The sequence below is a fragment of the Pseudomonas sp. 14P5.3.2 genome (assembly GCF_057799175.1).
This window is the reverse complement of record NZ_JBYOKU010000004.1, coordinates 174752-190290: the sequence shown is the minus strand read 5'-3', so window position 1 is coordinate 190290 and position 15539 is coordinate 174752. Positions and strand designations below refer to the sequence as shown.

Annotated in this window: 19 protein-coding genes; 11 read left to right on the top strand and 8 right to left on the bottom strand. The window is 60.7% G+C overall.

The features are described 5' to 3' along the window. Positions 1-64: 64 nt before the first annotated feature. From AC27VU_RS05130 to AC27VU_RS05085, 10 genes are all read left to right on the top strand, one after another. A complete protein-coding gene (locus AC27VU_RS05130) occupies positions 65-1039 on the top strand; it encodes a KpsF/GutQ family sugar-phosphate isomerase (RefSeq protein ID WP_103520210.1) in 975 nt (324 codons plus the stop codon). Next, positions 1039-1563 carry a KdsC family phosphatase gene (locus tag AC27VU_RS05125; RefSeq protein WP_003221699.1) on the top strand — a complete coding sequence of 175 codons (525 nt, stop codon included), beginning with the start codon at positions 1039-1041 and terminating at the stop codon, positions 1561-1563. Before AC27VU_RS05130 ends, AC27VU_RS05125 begins: the two co-directional genes overlap by 1 nt. 8 nt (positions 1564-1571) lie before the next feature. Further along, positions 1572-2144, top strand: a complete 573-nt coding sequence (lptC, locus tag AC27VU_RS05120) for an LPS export ABC transporter periplasmic protein LptC (RefSeq protein ID WP_103485944.1) — start codon at positions 1572-1574, stop codon at positions 2142-2144. Next, positions 2131-2679, top strand: a complete 549-nt coding sequence (gene lptA, locus AC27VU_RS05115; RefSeq protein WP_201135789.1) for a lipopolysaccharide transport periplasmic protein LptA — start codon at positions 2131-2133, stop codon at positions 2677-2679. Before lptC ends, lptA begins: the two co-directional genes overlap by 14 nt. Beyond that, positions 2679-3404: an LPS export ABC transporter ATP-binding protein gene (lptB, locus tag AC27VU_RS05110; RefSeq protein WP_003221693.1), complete on the top strand. Its 726-nt coding sequence runs from the start codon at positions 2679-2681 to the stop codon at positions 3402-3404. The genes lptA and lptB overlap by 1 nt, the downstream gene beginning before the upstream one ends. Before the next feature lie 186 nt (positions 3405-3590). After that, positions 3591-5084, top strand: a complete 1494-nt coding sequence (locus tag AC27VU_RS05105; protein ID WP_045122294.1) for an RNA polymerase factor sigma-54 — start codon at positions 3591-3593, stop codon at positions 5082-5084. A 73-nt stretch (positions 5085-5157) separates the two neighbouring features. Continuing rightward, positions 5158-5466, top strand: a complete 309-nt coding sequence (hpf, locus tag AC27VU_RS05100) for a ribosome hibernation-promoting factor, HPF/YfiA family (RefSeq protein WP_003221690.1) — start codon at positions 5158-5160, stop codon at positions 5464-5466. Positions 5467-5478: 12 nt separating this feature from the next. Then, positions 5479-5943, top strand: coding sequence for a PTS IIA-like nitrogen regulatory protein PtsN (ptsN, locus tag AC27VU_RS05095; protein WP_003221688.1), 465 nt, complete (start codon positions 5479-5481; stop codon positions 5941-5943). Positions 5944-5945: 2 nt separating this feature from the next. Continuing rightward, positions 5946-6803 carry an RNase adapter RapZ gene (gene rapZ / locus AC27VU_RS05090; RefSeq protein WP_103485942.1) on the top strand — a complete coding sequence of 286 codons (858 nt, stop codon included), beginning with the start codon at positions 5946-5948 and terminating at the stop codon, positions 6801-6803. A gap of 15 nt (positions 6804-6818) precedes the next feature. Beyond that, positions 6819-7094 (top strand): HPr family phosphocarrier protein, encoded by a 276-nt coding sequence (locus AC27VU_RS05085; RefSeq protein ID WP_003221684.1) that lies wholly within the window; start codon positions 6819-6821, stop codon positions 7092-7094. Between the two features lie 37 nt (positions 7095-7131). Here AC27VU_RS05085 and AC27VU_RS05080 read toward each other — a convergent pair whose 3' ends face one another. From AC27VU_RS05080 to pmbA, 6 genes are all read right to left on the bottom strand, one after another. Continuing rightward, a complete protein-coding gene (locus tag AC27VU_RS05080) occupies positions 7132-8025 on the bottom strand; it encodes a ZIP family metal transporter (RefSeq protein WP_488723578.1) in 894 nt (297 codons plus the stop codon). 30 nt (positions 8026-8055) lie between these two features. Continuing rightward, complete coding sequence (locus tag AC27VU_RS05075) at positions 8056-8667, bottom strand: superoxide dismutase (RefSeq protein WP_488723577.1); 612 nt, start codon at positions 8665-8667, stop codon at positions 8056-8058. A 1-nt stretch (position 8668) separates the two neighbouring features. Next, a complete protein-coding gene (locus tag AC27VU_RS05070) occupies positions 8669-9109 on the bottom strand; it encodes a DUF2753 family protein (RefSeq protein WP_262142040.1) in 441 nt (146 codons plus the stop codon). A 27-nt stretch (positions 9110-9136) separates the two neighbouring features. Next, positions 9137-10513, bottom strand: coding sequence for a class II fumarate hydratase (locus AC27VU_RS05065; protein WP_400499020.1), 1377 nt, complete (start codon positions 10511-10513; stop codon positions 9137-9139). Then, positions 10494-10901: a FagA protein gene (locus AC27VU_RS05060; protein WP_103521624.1), complete on the bottom strand. Its 408-nt coding sequence runs from the start codon at positions 10899-10901 to the stop codon at positions 10494-10496. Before AC27VU_RS05060 ends, AC27VU_RS05065 begins: the two co-directional genes overlap by 20 nt. 250 nt (positions 10902-11151) lie before the next feature. Then, positions 11152-12498, bottom strand: coding sequence for a metalloprotease PmbA (pmbA, locus tag AC27VU_RS05055; protein WP_045122292.1), 1347 nt, complete (start codon positions 12496-12498; stop codon positions 11152-11154). Positions 12499-12606: 108 nt separating this feature from the next. On the opposite strand from pmbA, the gene yjgA reads away from it, so the two are divergent. Next, entirely contained in the window at positions 12607-13131 is a 525-nt protein-coding gene (gene yjgA, locus AC27VU_RS05050; RefSeq protein WP_003221672.1) for a ribosome biogenesis factor YjgA, read from the top strand. A 51-nt stretch (positions 13132-13182) separates the two neighbouring features. Here the strand turns inward: yjgA and tldD are convergent, their stop codons facing one another. Together tldD and AC27VU_RS05040 are read right to left on the bottom strand one after the other, a co-directional pair. After that, entirely contained in the window at positions 13183-14625 is a 1443-nt protein-coding gene (tldD, locus tag AC27VU_RS05045; protein ID WP_007961588.1) for a metalloprotease TldD, read from the bottom strand. A gap of 4 nt (positions 14626-14629) precedes the next feature. After that, complete coding sequence (locus tag AC27VU_RS05040; protein ID WP_488723576.1) at positions 14630-15490, bottom strand: carbon-nitrogen hydrolase family protein; 861 nt, start codon at positions 15488-15490, stop codon at positions 14630-14632. Between the last annotated feature and the right edge of the window lie 49 nt (positions 15491-15539).

Below are 15539 nucleotides of genomic sequence, written 5' to 3'. Positions count from 1 at the left end.
CGTGAGGCTTTTCAACATAACCGCTATAATCGCCGCCTTTTCATCGGGCTATACGATTTCTGACATGAGCCAATCCAGCGACCTGATTCAATCGGCACAACGCACCATCCGCCTCGAAGTGGAAGCCGTACAAGGCTTGTTGCCCCATATCGACGCCGATTTCGTACGCGCTTGCGAGATGATTCTGGCCAGCAAAGGCCGTGTGGTCGTGGTCGGCATGGGCAAATCCGGGCACGTCGGCAACAAGATTGCCGCGACCCTGGCCAGCACCGGCACTCCGGCATTTTTCGTCCACCCGGCCGAAGCCAGTCATGGCGACATGGGCATGATCACCCGTGACGACGTGATTCTCGCCCTCTCCAACTCCGGCTCGACCAACGAAATCGTCACCTTGCTGCCCCTGATCAAGCGCCTGGGTATCCAGTTGATCAGCCTGACCGGCAATCCGCAGTCGCCGTTGGCCAAGGCCGCCGAAGTCAATCTCAATGTTCACGTCGAGCACGAAGCCTGCCCGCTGAACCTGGCGCCGACTTCCTCTACCACCGCAGCGCTGGTCATGGGCGATGCCCTGGCCGTGGCGCTGCTGGAAGCGCGTGGTTTCACCGCCGAAGATTTTGCTTTTTCCCACCCGGGCGGTGCCCTGGGTCGACGCCTGCTGCTGAAAGTGGAAAACGTCATGCACGCCGGGCAAGAGCTGCCGCAAGTGCAACGCGGCACCCTGCTCAAGGACGCGCTCATGGAAATGACCCGCAAGGGTCTGGGCATGACCGTCATCCTTGAAGCCGATGGCAAGCTGGCCGGGATCTTCACCGACGGCGACCTGCGCCGCACCCTGGATCGCAGCATCGACATCCGCAGCGCCACCATCGACCAGGTCATGACCGCACACGGCAAGACCGCACGGCCCGAGATGCTCGCCGCCGAAGCGCTGAAAATCATGGAAGACCACCGAATCAACGCACTGGTGGTCGTTGACGAAGAAGATCGCCCGATTGGCGCCTTCAACCTCTCCGATCTGCTGCGTGCAGGAGTGATGTAATGACAAGCGATCTGCTGCAACGCGGCAAAGCGATCAAACTGGCGGTGTTCGACGTCGACGGCGTCCTCACCGACGGGCGCCTGTACTTCCTTGAAGACGGCAGCGAATTCAAGACGTTCAACACCCTCGACGGCCAAGGCATCAAGATGCTGATGAATGCCGGTGTCGAGACGGCCATCATCAGTGGCCGCAAGACGCCGGTGGTTGAGCGTCGAGCGAAGAACCTCGGCATCCCGCATCTGTTTCAGGGCCGCGAAGACAAATTGGTGGTTCTGGACGGTCTTCTGCAGCAACTGGGCCTAAGCTATGAACAGGTCGCCTACCTCGGTGACGACTTGCCTGACCTGCCGGTGATCCGCCGCGTAGGCCTGGGCATGGCCGTCGCCAATGCTGCCGATTTCGTGCGCGAACACGCCCATGGCGTCACTCGGGCCCGTGGTGGCGAAGGTGCCGCCCGCGAATTCTGCGAATTGATCCTGCGCGCCCAGGGCCGCCTCGATGCGGCCAACGCCGCGTACCTGTGAGCCAAATCATGTTTAGCAAAAAATTTCGCAACTTCCTGCTGTTCGGCTGCATCGCTGCCATGTTTGCAGCGGTCGGCTACTGGAATATCAGTCCGGAACGCTTCCTCGACAAGCCTGCAGCCAAGGCCGAAGACACTGCCATCGACTGGTACGCCACCAATACACACACCTTTCAGTACCTCCCGGACGGCAAGCTGCAATACGAGATGACGTCGGACAAGGCCGAGCACCTGAAAGCGACGGATGTGACGCTTGTCACCAAACCCGACCTGAACATGTTCCGCGGCACCGAGTTTCCGTGGCACGTGACCAGCGAGCGCGGTGAAGTGAATTCAGGCGGCACCGAGGTCGAACTGATCGATTCCGTACGCGTCAAGCGTACTGACGAAAAGAACCGCGACACCTTGATCACCAGCACACGCATGACAGTGTTCCCGCAGCAGCAATATGCGCAGACCGCGCAACCCGTTAGAATCGACGGCGCTGGGGGTGTATCGACTGGCGTGGGAATGAAGGCGTATTTGAAGGAAAGCAGGATACACCTGCTATCTAACGTAAGAGGACAGTATGAGGCTCGTTAAAACCCTCCCTATTTTGCTCAGTCTGGGCGCAGCACTGGGAAGCGTGAGCGCCTGGGCTCTGCCGAACGATCAAGAGCAGCCCATTCGCATTCAGGCCGACGATGCCCAGATGGACGACAAGAATGGCGTTGCCACTTATAAAGGTGACGTGATCATTACCCAAGGCTCGATGAAGGTGACCGGTAATACCGTGACTCTGACTCGCACCCCGACCGGTGATATCGACGTGGTGACCTCAGTCGGCAACCTCGCCTACTTCGAACAGCTGCAGACTGCCGGCGACAAAAAACCTGTGCAGGGCTGGGGCGTGACCATCCAGTATCATGCGCAGCAGAATCGCGTCGTGCTGATCGACAAGGCCAAGGTTGTCGACAAGGACAACAACACCACTCAGGGCGAAAAAATCGTCTATGACACGGTGAAAAAACTGGCCAGCGCCGGCCGCGCTACCGGCAGTAAAGTCACCGAGGCGCGTCCGCGCATCGACATGGTGATCCAGCCGAAGCCGAAAAACGACGAGAAAAAGGCCCAGTAATGGCAACTCTGAAAGCTCAACACCTGGCCAAGGCCTATAAAAGCCGCCAGGTTGTGCGCGACGTCAGCCTGTCGATCGACAGTGGCCAGATCGTTGGCCTGCTCGGCCCGAACGGCGCCGGCAAGACGACCTGCTTCTATATGATTGTCGGCCTGGTGCAGGCCGATCAGGGCCGCGTGTTGATCGATGATCTGGACGTCAGCCATCAGCCGATGCACGGCCGCGCCAAGGCCGGTATCGGCTATCTGCCGCAAGAAGCGTCGATCTTCCGCAAACTGTCGGTGGCCGATAACATCATGGCCATCCTCGAAACCCGCGCGGAACTCGACAAGGCCGGTCGTCGCAAGGAACTGGAAAGCCTGCTGCAGGAATTCCACATCAGCCACATCCGCGACAACCTCGGCATGAGCCTGTCCGGTGGTGAACGCCGCCGGGTGGAAATCGCCCGCGCACTGGCGACCGCACCGAAATTCATCCTGCTCGACGAACCGTTCGCCGGTGTCGACCCGATCTCGGTCGGCGACATCAAGCAGATCATCCACCACCTCAAGGCCAAGGGCATCGGTGTTCTGATCACCGACCACAACGTGCGTGAGACCCTGGATATCTGCGAAACCGCCTACATCGTCAACGACGGTCAACTGATCGCCGAAGGCGATGCTGCGACCATCCTTGCCAACGATCTGGTGAAGGAAGTGTATCTGGGCCACGAGTTCCGCCTGTAAGCACCAAGGCACTTGGCCAGCCTCCGGGTGCTGTATCGATGAAGCAGGCTTTTATACGCTTTTATTGTTACAGCGCTCTAGGCAAACACGACAGTTTCAGGCATATAATTTGCTTAAGTTTGGCGCTTCGGCGCCCTGTAGTGGATGGCGCATGCGCGCCGGCGAATAAGGTGTTAAGCCCCTGCCATGAAACCATCGCTAGTCTTGAGAATGGGCCAGCAGCTGACGATGACACCGCAGCTGCAACAGGCCATCCGCCTGCTCCAATTGTCGACCCTGGACCTGCAACAGGAAATCCAGGAGGCCCTGGAATCCAATCCGATGCTCGAACGCCAGGAAGAAGGCGACGACTTCGACAACTCCGATCCTTTGGCCGACAACGCCGAACAAAAGCCCAACACCGACATTCAGGAACCGTCATACCAGGAAACCGCCCCGACGGTGGACAACCTGGAGGAAGGTGAATGGAACGAGAGGATTCCCAACGAGCTGCCGGTCGACACTGCCTGGGAAGATGTCTACCAGACCAGCGCCAGCAGCCTGCCCAGCAGCGATGACGACGAGTGGGACTTCACCACCCGCACCTCTGCCGGGGAAAGCCTGCAGAGCCATTTGCTCTGGCAATTGAACCTGGCGCCGATGTCCGACACCGACCGCCTGATCGCCGTGACCCTGATCGATTGCATCAACAATCAGGGCTACCTCGACGAAACCCTCGAAGAAATTCTCGACGCCTTTGATCCGGAACTCGATATCGAGCTGGACGAGATCGAAGCCGTCCTGCACCGCATCCAGCAGTTCGAACCCGCCGGCATCGGCGCCCGCAACCTCGGCGAATGCCTGTTGCTGCAACTGCGCCAGCTCCCGGCCAAGACTCCGTGGCTGAACGAAGCCAAGCGTCTGGTCAGCGATTACATCGATCTGCTCGGCAGTCGCGACTACAGCCAGCTGATGCGGCGCATGAAGCTCAAGGAAGATGAGCTGCGTCAGGTCATCGAACTGGTGCAGAGTCTGAATCCGCGCCCGGGCTCGCAGATCGAATCGACTGAAGCCGAGTACGTGGTGCCGGACGTCATTGTGCGCAAGGACAACGAACGCTGGCTGGTCGAGCTGAATCAGGAGTCGGTGCCCCGTCTGCGGGTCAACGCACAGTACGCCGGTTTTGTCCGTCGCGCCGACACCAGCGCCGACAACACTTTCATGCGCAATCAGTTGCAGGAAGCGCGCTGGTTCATCAAGAGCCTGCAAAGCCGCAACGAAACCCTGATGAAAGTGGCGACCCAGATCGTCGAGCATCAGCGCGGTTTCCTGGAGTACGGCGACGAAGCCATGAAGCCGTTAGTCCTGCACGACATCGCCGAGGCGGTTGGTATGCACGAATCGACGATTTCCCGCGTCACTACCCAGAAATTCATGCATACCCCACGGGGCATTTATGAACTGAAATACTTTTTCTCCAGCCACGTCAGCACCTCCGAAGGCGGCGAATGCTCGTCCACGGCGATTCGCGCGATCATCAAGAAACTGGTTGCGGCGGAAAATCAGAAAAAGCCGTTGAGTGACAGCAAGATCGCTGGTTTACTGGAGGCACAAGGCATTCAGGTGGCTCGCCGCACCGTCGCCAAGTACCGCGAATCCCTCGGGATCGCGCCTTCGAGCGAACGCAAGCGGTTGATGTAAGCCACGTTACAGCGTTCCAGTGGCAGGCTCTTCGGCCTGCCGCTTTATGCACTGGCAACGAAGGAGAAGCTGTATGCAAGTCAACATCAGTGGACACCAACTGGAAGTGACCCAACCTCTGCGTTCCTATATCGAGGAAAAACTCCAACGACTGGAGCGCCATTTCGACAAGATCACCAACGTGCAGGTCACGATGTGCGTCGAAAAGCTGAAGCAGAAAATCGAAGCCACCTTGCATATTCCCGGCAGCGAAGTGGTCGCCAACGCAGAAGATACCGACATGTACGCTGCGATCGACGCACTGACCGACAAGCTGGATCGCCAACTCAAAAAGCATAAGGAAAAGACCCAGAGCCTCCTCCAGGGCGCGACAGGTCGTTAACACCCCCAACCCATGATCCGACTTGAAAGTATCCTGACCCCCGGCCGTTCCCTGGTGAACGTGCCGGGCGGCAGTAAAAAGAAAGCCCTCGAACAGATTGCCAACCTGATCGCCCGCGAAGTGCCGGGTCTGGAGATGCAAGATGTCTTCGAGGCGCTGATCGCCCGTGAGAAACTCGGCTCCACCGGTTTCGGCAACGGCATCGCCATTCCCCACTGTCGCCTCAAAGGCTGTGAAGCGCCTGTCAGCGCTTTGATGCACCTTGATGCGCCTATCGATTTCGATGCCATCGACGGTGCGCCGGTTGACCTGCTGTTTGTCCTGCTGGTCCCGGAAGCTGCCACCGATGCCCACCTGGAATTACTGCGCCAGATCGCCAGCATGCTCGATCGCAAGGAAGTGCGCGAAAAACTGCGCAGCGCACCGAGCAACGAAGCCTTGTATCAGGTCGTCCTGAGCGAGCAAAACGGGCATTAATCATGCGCTTGATCATCGTCAGCGGCCGCTCCGGCTCGGGTAAAAGCACTGCCCTGGATGTCCTTGAGGACAACGGCTATTACTGCATCGACAACCTGCCGGCCGGTCTGCTGCCGGAACTGGCCGAACGCGCGCTGATCCACACCGAACTGGCCCAGCCGCTGGTGGCGGTGTCGATTGATGCGCGCAACCTGCCGAGCCACCTGTCGCGTTTCCCCGAGTTGCTGGAAGAAGTCCGCGCCCGGCACATCCAGTGCGATGTGCTGTATCTGGATGCCGACGAAGAAACCCTGCTCAAGCGCTTTTCGGAAACCCGCCGTCGTCACCCGCTGAGCACGGCCAACCGTTCGCTGGCCGAAGCGATCAACGACGAGACCGCCCTGCTCGGGCCGATTGCCGACCTGGCCGACCTCAAGGTCAACACCACCAATCTGAACCTGTACCAGTTGCGCGACACCATCAAGCTACGCCTGCTGAACCAGCCGGAGCCGGGTACGGCCTTCCTGGTCGAGTCGTTCGGTTTCAAGCGCGGCATGCCGGTGGATGCGGATCTGGTGTTCGACGTGCGCTGCCTGCCCAATCCGTACTGGAAGCCTGAATTGCGCGCACAATCCGGTCTCGATGCACCGGTCGCCGAATATCTGGCCGCGCAGCCGGAGGTTGAGGAGATGTTTCAAGACATCTACGGCTACCTGAATAAATGGCTGCCGCGCTTTGCCGCGAGCAATCGCGCCTATGTCACCATTGCCATTGGCTGCACCGGCGGGCATCACCGCTCCGTTTACCTGACCGAACGTCTGGGTCAGGCCCTGCAGAAAACCCTGAAGAACGTCCAGGTTCGCCACCGCGACCTCACTTAAAGGATTCACACCGCGATGCCTGCTCTGGAAATCGAAATCATCAATAAGCTGGGCCTGCATGCCCGAGCGTCGGCCAAATTCGTCGGGGTAGCGGGCCAGTTCCCGGATTGCACGATCAGAGTGGGGCGTACACCCGAAACCACGGTCGATGGCAAAAGCATCATGGCGATGATGATGCTGGCCGCCGGCAAAGGCACCAAGATCTATCTGAGTACCGAAGGCCATCAGGAGCAGGAAGCGCTGGATGCGCTGGTGGCGTTGATCAACAACTACTTCGATGAAGGTGGTTGATCCTGCATGGAGGGGGAGCTTGCTCCCTCTCTGCCAATCAGCCCAGCGCCGTATCCATCACCATCATCAGACAGAACCCGATCAGCAAGCCAAGACTGGCAAGCTTGTCATGACCATTGCGTCGCGACTCGGGGATCACTTCATGCGTCACCACCAGCAACATCGCCCCTGCCGCCAGCGCCAGCCCCAACGGCAACAACAGCTCCGCCAGACTGACCATCCACGCACAGAGCAGCGCAAACACTGGCTCGACCAGCCCTGAAGCCGCCCCGATCAAGAACGCCCTGGCCCGCGACATCCCCGCCCCGGCCAGCACCAGCGCAATCACCAATCCCTCTGGCACATCCTGCAAGGCAATGCCCATCGCCAGACTGTCGGCATCCGGCATGCCACCACCTGCAGAGACCCCCACCGCCATGCCTTCCGGGATGTTGTGGGCAATGATGGCGAAGACGAACAGCCAGATCCGCGGCGCAATCACCGGGCGCTCAGGGGTACCGACGAGCATTTCCGGTGAGGCGCCGGACAGTTTCAGGTCCACCAGATACAAGCCGAATGCACCGAGCATGATGCCGAAGCAGATCAGCCCGCTGGCTGCCCACGGTGTCAGGCCCAGAGTTTCGGCGGCACCAATGCCCGGCACGATCAGCGAAAACGCAGTCGCTGCCAGCATCACGCCGGCGCCGAAACCCAGCAGCGTATCGCTGAGCATCTGCGGCATGCGCCGGATCACCAACACCGGCACCGCGCCGAGCGCCGTGCCGAGGGCGCAGATCGCCCCACCCTGCAAGGCCCGCGACAGCTTCGGCTGCAGATCCAGCCATTCCAGGCCGTGCGCCGCAAGCAGTGTCATGCCCGCCAGCAGCAACAGCGACCCGACCGCGTAACGAAACATGCGCCCACCGCCAATCGACAGTGTTTCAGTGCCCATAGTCAGCCCTGGATTGTTTTTATAGATGGCTTAAACCAGTGCGGCCTGATAACGCGCGGCGACTTCAGGCCAATTGATCACGTTGTAGAACGCGTTGATGTATTCCGGACGGCGGTTCTGATAACGCAGGTAGTAGGCGTGCTCCCAGACATCCAGACCGAGAATCGGCGTATTGCCATTCATCAGCGGGCTGTCCTGATTGCCGCTGCTTTCCACGATCAGTTTCTTGTCGGAAGTGACGCTGAGCCAGGCCCAGCCGCTGCCGAAACGGGTCAGTGCGGCTTTGGTGAAGGCGTCCTTGAAACTGTCGAGGCCGCCCAGTTGCTCATCGATCGCCTTGGCCAACGCGCCATCCGGCTTGCCACCGCCATTGGGCACCATGACTTCCCAGAACAGCGAATGGTTGGCGTGGCCGCCGCCTTGGTTGATCACCGCTGCGCGGAGTTTTTCCGGCAACTGCTGGACGCTGGCGACCAGTTTTTCCACCGGCCATTCGGCGTACTCAGTGCCTTCGACGGCGGCATTGAGGTTGTTGATGTAGGTCTGGTGGTGCTTGGTGTAGTGAATCTCCATGGTTTGCGCATCAATGTGCGGTTCCAGAGCGTCGTAGGCGTACGGCAGGGCAGGCAAGGTAAAAGCCATTTCAGTGGACTCCATGGTGATGTGAGGCAGGCGCGCGGCGCGCATCGCCGGTATCCGGGTGCAGCAGGCGCTGGGTGCGCGGGTATTCGCCGTGCTCGCTGATGAAATTCAGCAGCTCGACGTAGGTCTTGCTGCTCTGGCGTAGTGCGGCTTCACGCAGGGCCGGACGCAGGCGCTCGTCCTGCATGGTTTGCAACAGCCGTTGATGAATCGCGCAGAGGTACTCTGCGCTCTCCTCCGGCTGATTCAGGCGCAGGTGCAGATCCGCCAGGTTGTGGTGGGAGATGACGCAGGCCGCCACCGCTTCGTCGGCATCGGCCCAGCGCTCGAACAGCACTTGCGCCAGGGCCAGGGCCTGCAGATAAGCTTCACGGGCATCAATCAGCTCGCCCAGCATGAAGCAGCGATTGGCCCGTTCGATCGTGCGTTTCCAGTGCTCCATGGTGAGCCTCCAAAGCGGTTGCGGGATTTACACGCCGCCGGCGGTGAGTTTCTCGGGGTTGAGCAACTCTTCCAGTTGGCTGCGCGACAGATCGGTGTGTTCCAGCGCGACGTCGATCACCGGACGCCCTTGTTTGTAGGCCTGCTTGGCGATTTCGGCAGCCTTCTGATAGCCGATGATCGGGTTGAGCGCGGTGACCAGAATCGGGTTGCGCGACAGCGCTTCCTTGAGCCGCGACTCATTGACCTTGAAGCTGGCGATGGCCTTGTCGCCGAGCAGACGACTGGCATTGGCCAGCAGTTCGATGCTGCTGAGCAGGTTCTGGGCGATGATCGGCAGCATCACGTTCAGTTCGAAATTGCCCGACTGGCCGGCGATGGTGATCACCGAGTCGTTGCCGATCACTTGCGCGGCGACCATCGCAGTGGCTTCCGGAATCACCGGGTTGACCTTGCCCGGCATGATCGACGAACCCGGTTGCAGCCCTTCTAGCTCGATCTCGCCGAGACCGGCAAGCGGCCCTGAGTTCATCCAGCGCAGGTCGTTGGCGATTTTCATCAGCGACACCGCGGTGGCCTTGAGCTGGCCGGAAACGGCGACGGCGGTGTCCTGCGAGCCGATCAGCGCGAACAGATCCTTGCCCGGAGTGAATTGCACATGGGTCAGCTGGCTCAGTTGGCGGCTGAAACGTGCGGCGAACTCAGGATGCGCATTGATCCCGGTACCCACCGCCGTACCGCCCTGTGCCAGCGATTGCAGGCTCGGCAGCAAATCCTGCAGGTGACCGATATTGGCCTTGAGCTGTTGCGCCCAGCCATTGAGCACTTGGCTCATGCGCACCGGCATCGCGTCCATCAAATGGGTGCGACCGGTTTTGACGTGGTGATGCACCTGTTCGGCTTTGTTTTCGATCACCTGCACCAGGTGCAGCAACGCCGGCAACAGCTGTTCGTGCAAAGCCAGGGCAGCGCTGACGTGGATGGTGGTCGGAATGATGTCGTTGCTGCTTTGGCCGCAGTTGACGTGATCGTTCGGATTGACCGGCTCGTCGAGCAGACGGCTGGCGAGGGTCGCGATCACTTCGTTGGCGTTCATGTTGGAGCTGGTGCCGGAGCCGGTCTGGAAGATATCCACCGGAAAATGCTGCATGAAGTCGCCTTCGAGCAGGCCTTGGGCCGCATCGCTGATGGCTTTGCCTTGGGCGGCGCTGATCTGGTTGAGTTCGACGTTGGCCCGGGCGGCAGCGGCTTTGGCGAGGATCAGCGCACGGATGAATTGCCTCGGCATCGGTTGGCCGCTGATCGGGAAGTTATCCACTGCACGCTGGGTCTGCGCGCCGTAGAGAGCGTCCACCGGCACCTGCAATTCGCCCATGCTGTCGCGCTCAATACGTGTCTTGGTCATCTGAAAATCCTTGCACCAGTTCAATGAGAGGAATCGAGGGAAGCAACTCGCAGGTCGCCAGTTGCCAGGTGTAGCGCTGCCAGCGCTGGAGCCGGCAGTTGCACAGCGACAGGCGCTCCATTTCACGCAGCGGGCGCCAGGCTTGATCGAGACACAGACTGCGCCAGTGCCACGGCAACGCGATGTCGGTGGCTGTGTCGAGCAGCAGACGGAAGGAGGTTTCAGCGATGGTCCACGGGGAAGTCGCCGTACAGCAGGCCAGATAACGGCCTTCGGCCAGGTAATGTTCGATCAGGCGCGGTTCGTCAGGATCCATTGCGCAACGGATCTGGCGACTCATCCAGCGCCAGCTTTCGAGGTACGGCTGCTCGTGCAAGGCAGAACTCATGATCCGGGACTCGTTCGGAGATGAGATTTATTATTAGATGATAATGAGAACCAAAACAAGAGTGCCTGATTACACAGACTCCAGTGTGGGAGCGAGCCTGCTCGCGAAGGCGTCGTGTCAGTCACCGCTGCGGTCGGCTGTTAAATCGCTTTCGCGAGCAGGCTCGCTCCCACAGGGTTTTGTGTGGAGCCAAGAAAAAAGGCGCGCCACCCAATAAGGTGGCGCGCCTTTCTTGTCTGGCCGCTGGGGCTTAGCTGCCTGCGACAGTCATCCGCTCGATCAGCACCGAGCCCGTACGAATATTGCTACGCAGTTCCAGATCATTCCCGACTGCGACGATCTGCTTGAACATGTCGCGCATGTTGCCAGCGATGGTCACCTCCTGCACCGCGAACTGGATTTCGCCGTTTTCGACCCAGAAACCCGCCGCCCCGCGCGAATAATCGCCGGTGACCATGTTCAAGCCATGGCCCATCAATTCGGTGACCAGCAGCCCACGGCCCATGCGCTTCAACAGCGCCGCCTGGTCTTCGTCACCGTGAGTGACGAACAGGTTGTGCACGCCACCCGCGTTGGCAGTGCTCGGCATGCCGAGTTTGCGCCCGGAGTACGTGCCGAGGATGTACGACACCAGTTCGCCCTTCTCGACGAACGGCTTGGCGTAAGTGGCCAGACCATCGCCGTCGTAGGACGCACTGCCCATGGCGCGCATCAGGTGCGGACGCTCGTCGATGGTCAGCCATTCCGGAAACAGTTTCTGCCCCAAAGTGCCTTCGAGAAACGACGATTTGCGGTACAGGCTGCCGCCGGACACCGCCGACAGGAAACTGCCGAACAACCCGCCCGCCAGCTCGGCGGAAAACAGCACTGGCACTTCGCAGGTCGGCACCGGACGCGCGCCCAGACGGCTCGCGGCGCGTTGCGCGGCACGCTGGCCGATGCTCACCGGATCCGCCAGCAAACTGCCCTGACGGTTCACGTCATACCAGTAATCGCGCTGCATCTGGCCATCGGCTTCGGCGATCATCACGCAGCTCAGGCTGTGCCGGGTCGACGCGTAACCGCCGATGAAACCGTGGCTGTTGCCATACACACGGCAGCCCTGATGCGTGCTGAGGGTAGTGCCGTCGGCGTTCTTGATCCGCGCATCGGCGTCGAACGCGGCCGCTTCACAGATCAGCGCCTTCTCGATGGCCTGCTCGGGGGTGATGTCCCACTCGTGAAACAGATCGAAATCCTGCTGATCCCTGGCCATCAGCGCCGCATCAGCGAGGCCCGAAGCTTCGTCTTCAGAGGTGTGTTTGGCGATGGCCAGTGCAGCGGCAACGGTTTCGCGAATCGCGTCAGGGCCGGTGGCGGAAGTGCTGGCCGAGCCTTTGCGCTGGCCAACATACAAGGTGATGCCAAAACCCTGATCGCGATTGAACTCGACCGTCTCGACCTCACGCTGGCGCACCGACGTCGACAAACCCTGCTCCAGCGACACCGCGACTTCGCAGGCGCTGGCGCCCTGACGCTTGGCTTCGGCGATGATCTGCTCGACCTGTTCCTGCAGTGCCGGCAATGCCTGCGGGCCGACGCTTTGAACTGCACTCATGCTCATCTCCACTCAAATTCTGCTTTCGGCTGGGGTCATCGAGCGACCGGGCCGGACAAGCGGCCCCCGACTGGTTATCATGGCGGCGTTTCTTTGCGGACTGCCACCATGGTTGATTCTTACGACGACTCCCTCGATACGGGAGAAAAAAGCAAATCTCAGGTTAAACGCGAGCTGCATGCTCTGGTTGACCTTGGCGAGCGCCTTACAACACTCAAGCCCGACTTGCAGGCAAAACTGCCATTGACCGACGCTTTGCGCCGGGCCCTGGCCGATGCGCCCAAGCACACCGCGAACATCGCGCGTAAACGGCACCTGCAGTTCATCGGCAAACTGATGCGCGATCAGGACACTGACGCGATTCTGGTACTGCTCGATCAACTCGATGCCTCCACCCGTCAGTACAACGAGCGTTTCCACAACCTCGAACGCTGGCGTGACCGCCTGATCGCCGGTGACGATGCCGTGCTGGAGAAATTCGTCGTCGAGTACCCGGACGCCGATCGCCAACAACTGCGTTCCCTGATCCGTCAGGCTCAGCACGAGGTTGCGCAAAACAAACCTCCTGCTTCCAGCCGCAAGATCTTCAAGTACATCCGTGAGCTGGACGATACGCAACGCGGCCTGCGTTGATAGTCGTCAGCGGGTGGCCGCAATGCGCGCCACCCGAAGCTCCACCTCTTCTTATGCGCCCGTGCCACCCACGGTGATCGCATCGATTTTCAGCGTCGGCTGACCGACACCCACCGGCACCGACTGCCCGTCCTTGCCGCACGTACCCACACCGCTGTCCAGCGCCAGATCGTTACCGACCATCGACACCCGGCTCATCGCCTCGGGACCGTTGCCGATCAACGTCGCGCCCTTGACCGGCGCAGTGATCTTGCCGTCCTCGATCAGGTACGCCTCGCTGGTGGAAAACACGAATTTGCCGCTGGTGATGTCGACCTGACCGCCGCCAAGGTTGGCGCAGTAGATGCCTTTCTTCACCGAAGCGATGATTTCCGCCGGATCGCTCTCGCCGCCCAACATGTAGGTGTTGGTCATGCGCGGCATCGGTAGATGCGCATAAGACTCGCGACGACCGTTACCGGTACGGGCCACGCCCATCAGGCGCGCATTGAGCTTGTCCTGCATGTAGCCCTTGAGCACGCCGTTCTCGATCAGCGTGGTGCACTCGGTCGGGGTGCCTTCGTCGTCGACGCTCAGCGAACCGCGACGACCGCTCAACGTGCCGTCATCGACAATGGTGCAGAGCTTGGAAGCGACCATTTCGCCCATCCGCCCGCTGTAGGCCGAACTGCCCTTGCGGTTGAAGTCGCCTTCCAGACCGTGACCGACCGCTTCGTGCAGGAGCACGCCGGACCAGCCCGAGCCGAGGACGACAGGCAAGGTGCCGGCCGGTGCCGGAATCGCTTCGAGGTTCACCAGGGCCTGACGCAGCGCTTCACGGGCATAACCCATGGCACGGTCTTCGGCGAGGAAATAACGGTAGTCGGTACGCCCGCCGCCGCCATGCCCGCCGCGCTCGCGACGACCATTCTGCTCGACGATCACGCTGACGTTGAAACGCACCAGCGGTCGCACATCAGCGGCCAGGCCTCCGTCGGTGGACGCCACCAGAATCCGCTCCCAGACCCCGGCCATGCTCACGCTGACCTGCTGAATCCGTGGGTCGAGGGCGCGGGTAGCGACGTCGATGCGCTTGAGCAGCTCGACTTTCTCGGCGCGGCTCAACACTTCCAGCGGATTGTCCGGCGCATACAGCTGCGCGACATCCTGAGTGCTGAACGCCTGCACCGTGCCGTTCTGCCCGGCGCGGGAGATCGAACGCGCGGCACGAGCCGCAGCGCCCAGCGCTTCAAGGGTGATCGCGTTGCTGTAGGCAAAACCGGTCTTCTCACCGGACTGCGCACGAACGCCAACACCCTGATCGAGGTTGAAGCTGCCTTCCTTGACGATGCCGTCTTCCAGCGACCACGACTCGGAGATCTGACCCTGGAAATACAGGTCGGCAGCATCGATGCCCGGGCCTGCCAGATCGCCGAGCACGCCTTGCAGGCTCTCGATCGTCACGCCGCCGGGCGCCAACAGGTGATCACTGACTGAGGACAACAACTCGCTCATAGGTTTACGCCTTAAATTCATGTTCTGAAGCAGGCCGCTGTGCGCCCTGCGAGAAAAACCGCCGATGACTCGTCACCGGCATTCGCGCCCTGATGGACGCTTGTTCATCACTGTCGCGTTCGGCCAACAACACCGCTTCGCCTTGATCCTGATGCGCCAGCACACGGCCCCACGGGTCGACAATCGCCGCATGACCGAAGGTTTCCCGCGGCCCCGGATGGGTTCCGCCCTGCGCTGCTGCCAACACATAACACTGGGTCTCGATGGCCCGGGCGCGAATCAGCACGTCCCAATGCGCCGCACCGGTCACCGCGGTAAAGGCCGATGGAGCGGTGATCAACTCGGCACCGGCGGCGCGCAGTTCACTGTACAGCTCCGGGAAGCGCAAGTCGTAACACACGCTCAGACCGACGCGGCCGACCGGCGTGTCCGCCACCACCACGCCACTGCCATAAGCATAGTCATCGGATTCGCGATACCGCCCGCGATTGTCCGCCACATCGACATCGAACAGGTGCAGCTTGTCATACCGCGCGACGGTTTCACCCTGATCGTTGACCAGCAGCGAACAGGCGTGGGACTTGGCCTGCGGTTGCCCGAGCGGCGGCAACGGCAAGGTACCGGCCACTATCCATAACTTGAGGTCACGGGCGGTCTGTTTCAACCACGGCAGGATCGGCCCTTCGCCGAGCGCTTCGGCGCGGCCGATGTCGGCGATATCGCGACGGCCCATGGCAGCGAAGTTTTCCGGCAGCACCGCCAGCTTCGCGCCGCCGGCCGCGGCCTGTTCGAGCAGGCGTCGAGCCTGCGCCAGATTGGTGAGCACATCACTCTGGCTGACCATTTGAATCACCGCTAAAGACATGGCGCGCTCCGCAACAGGTATGCGGCCATGCTACTCCATAGGCTTGGGA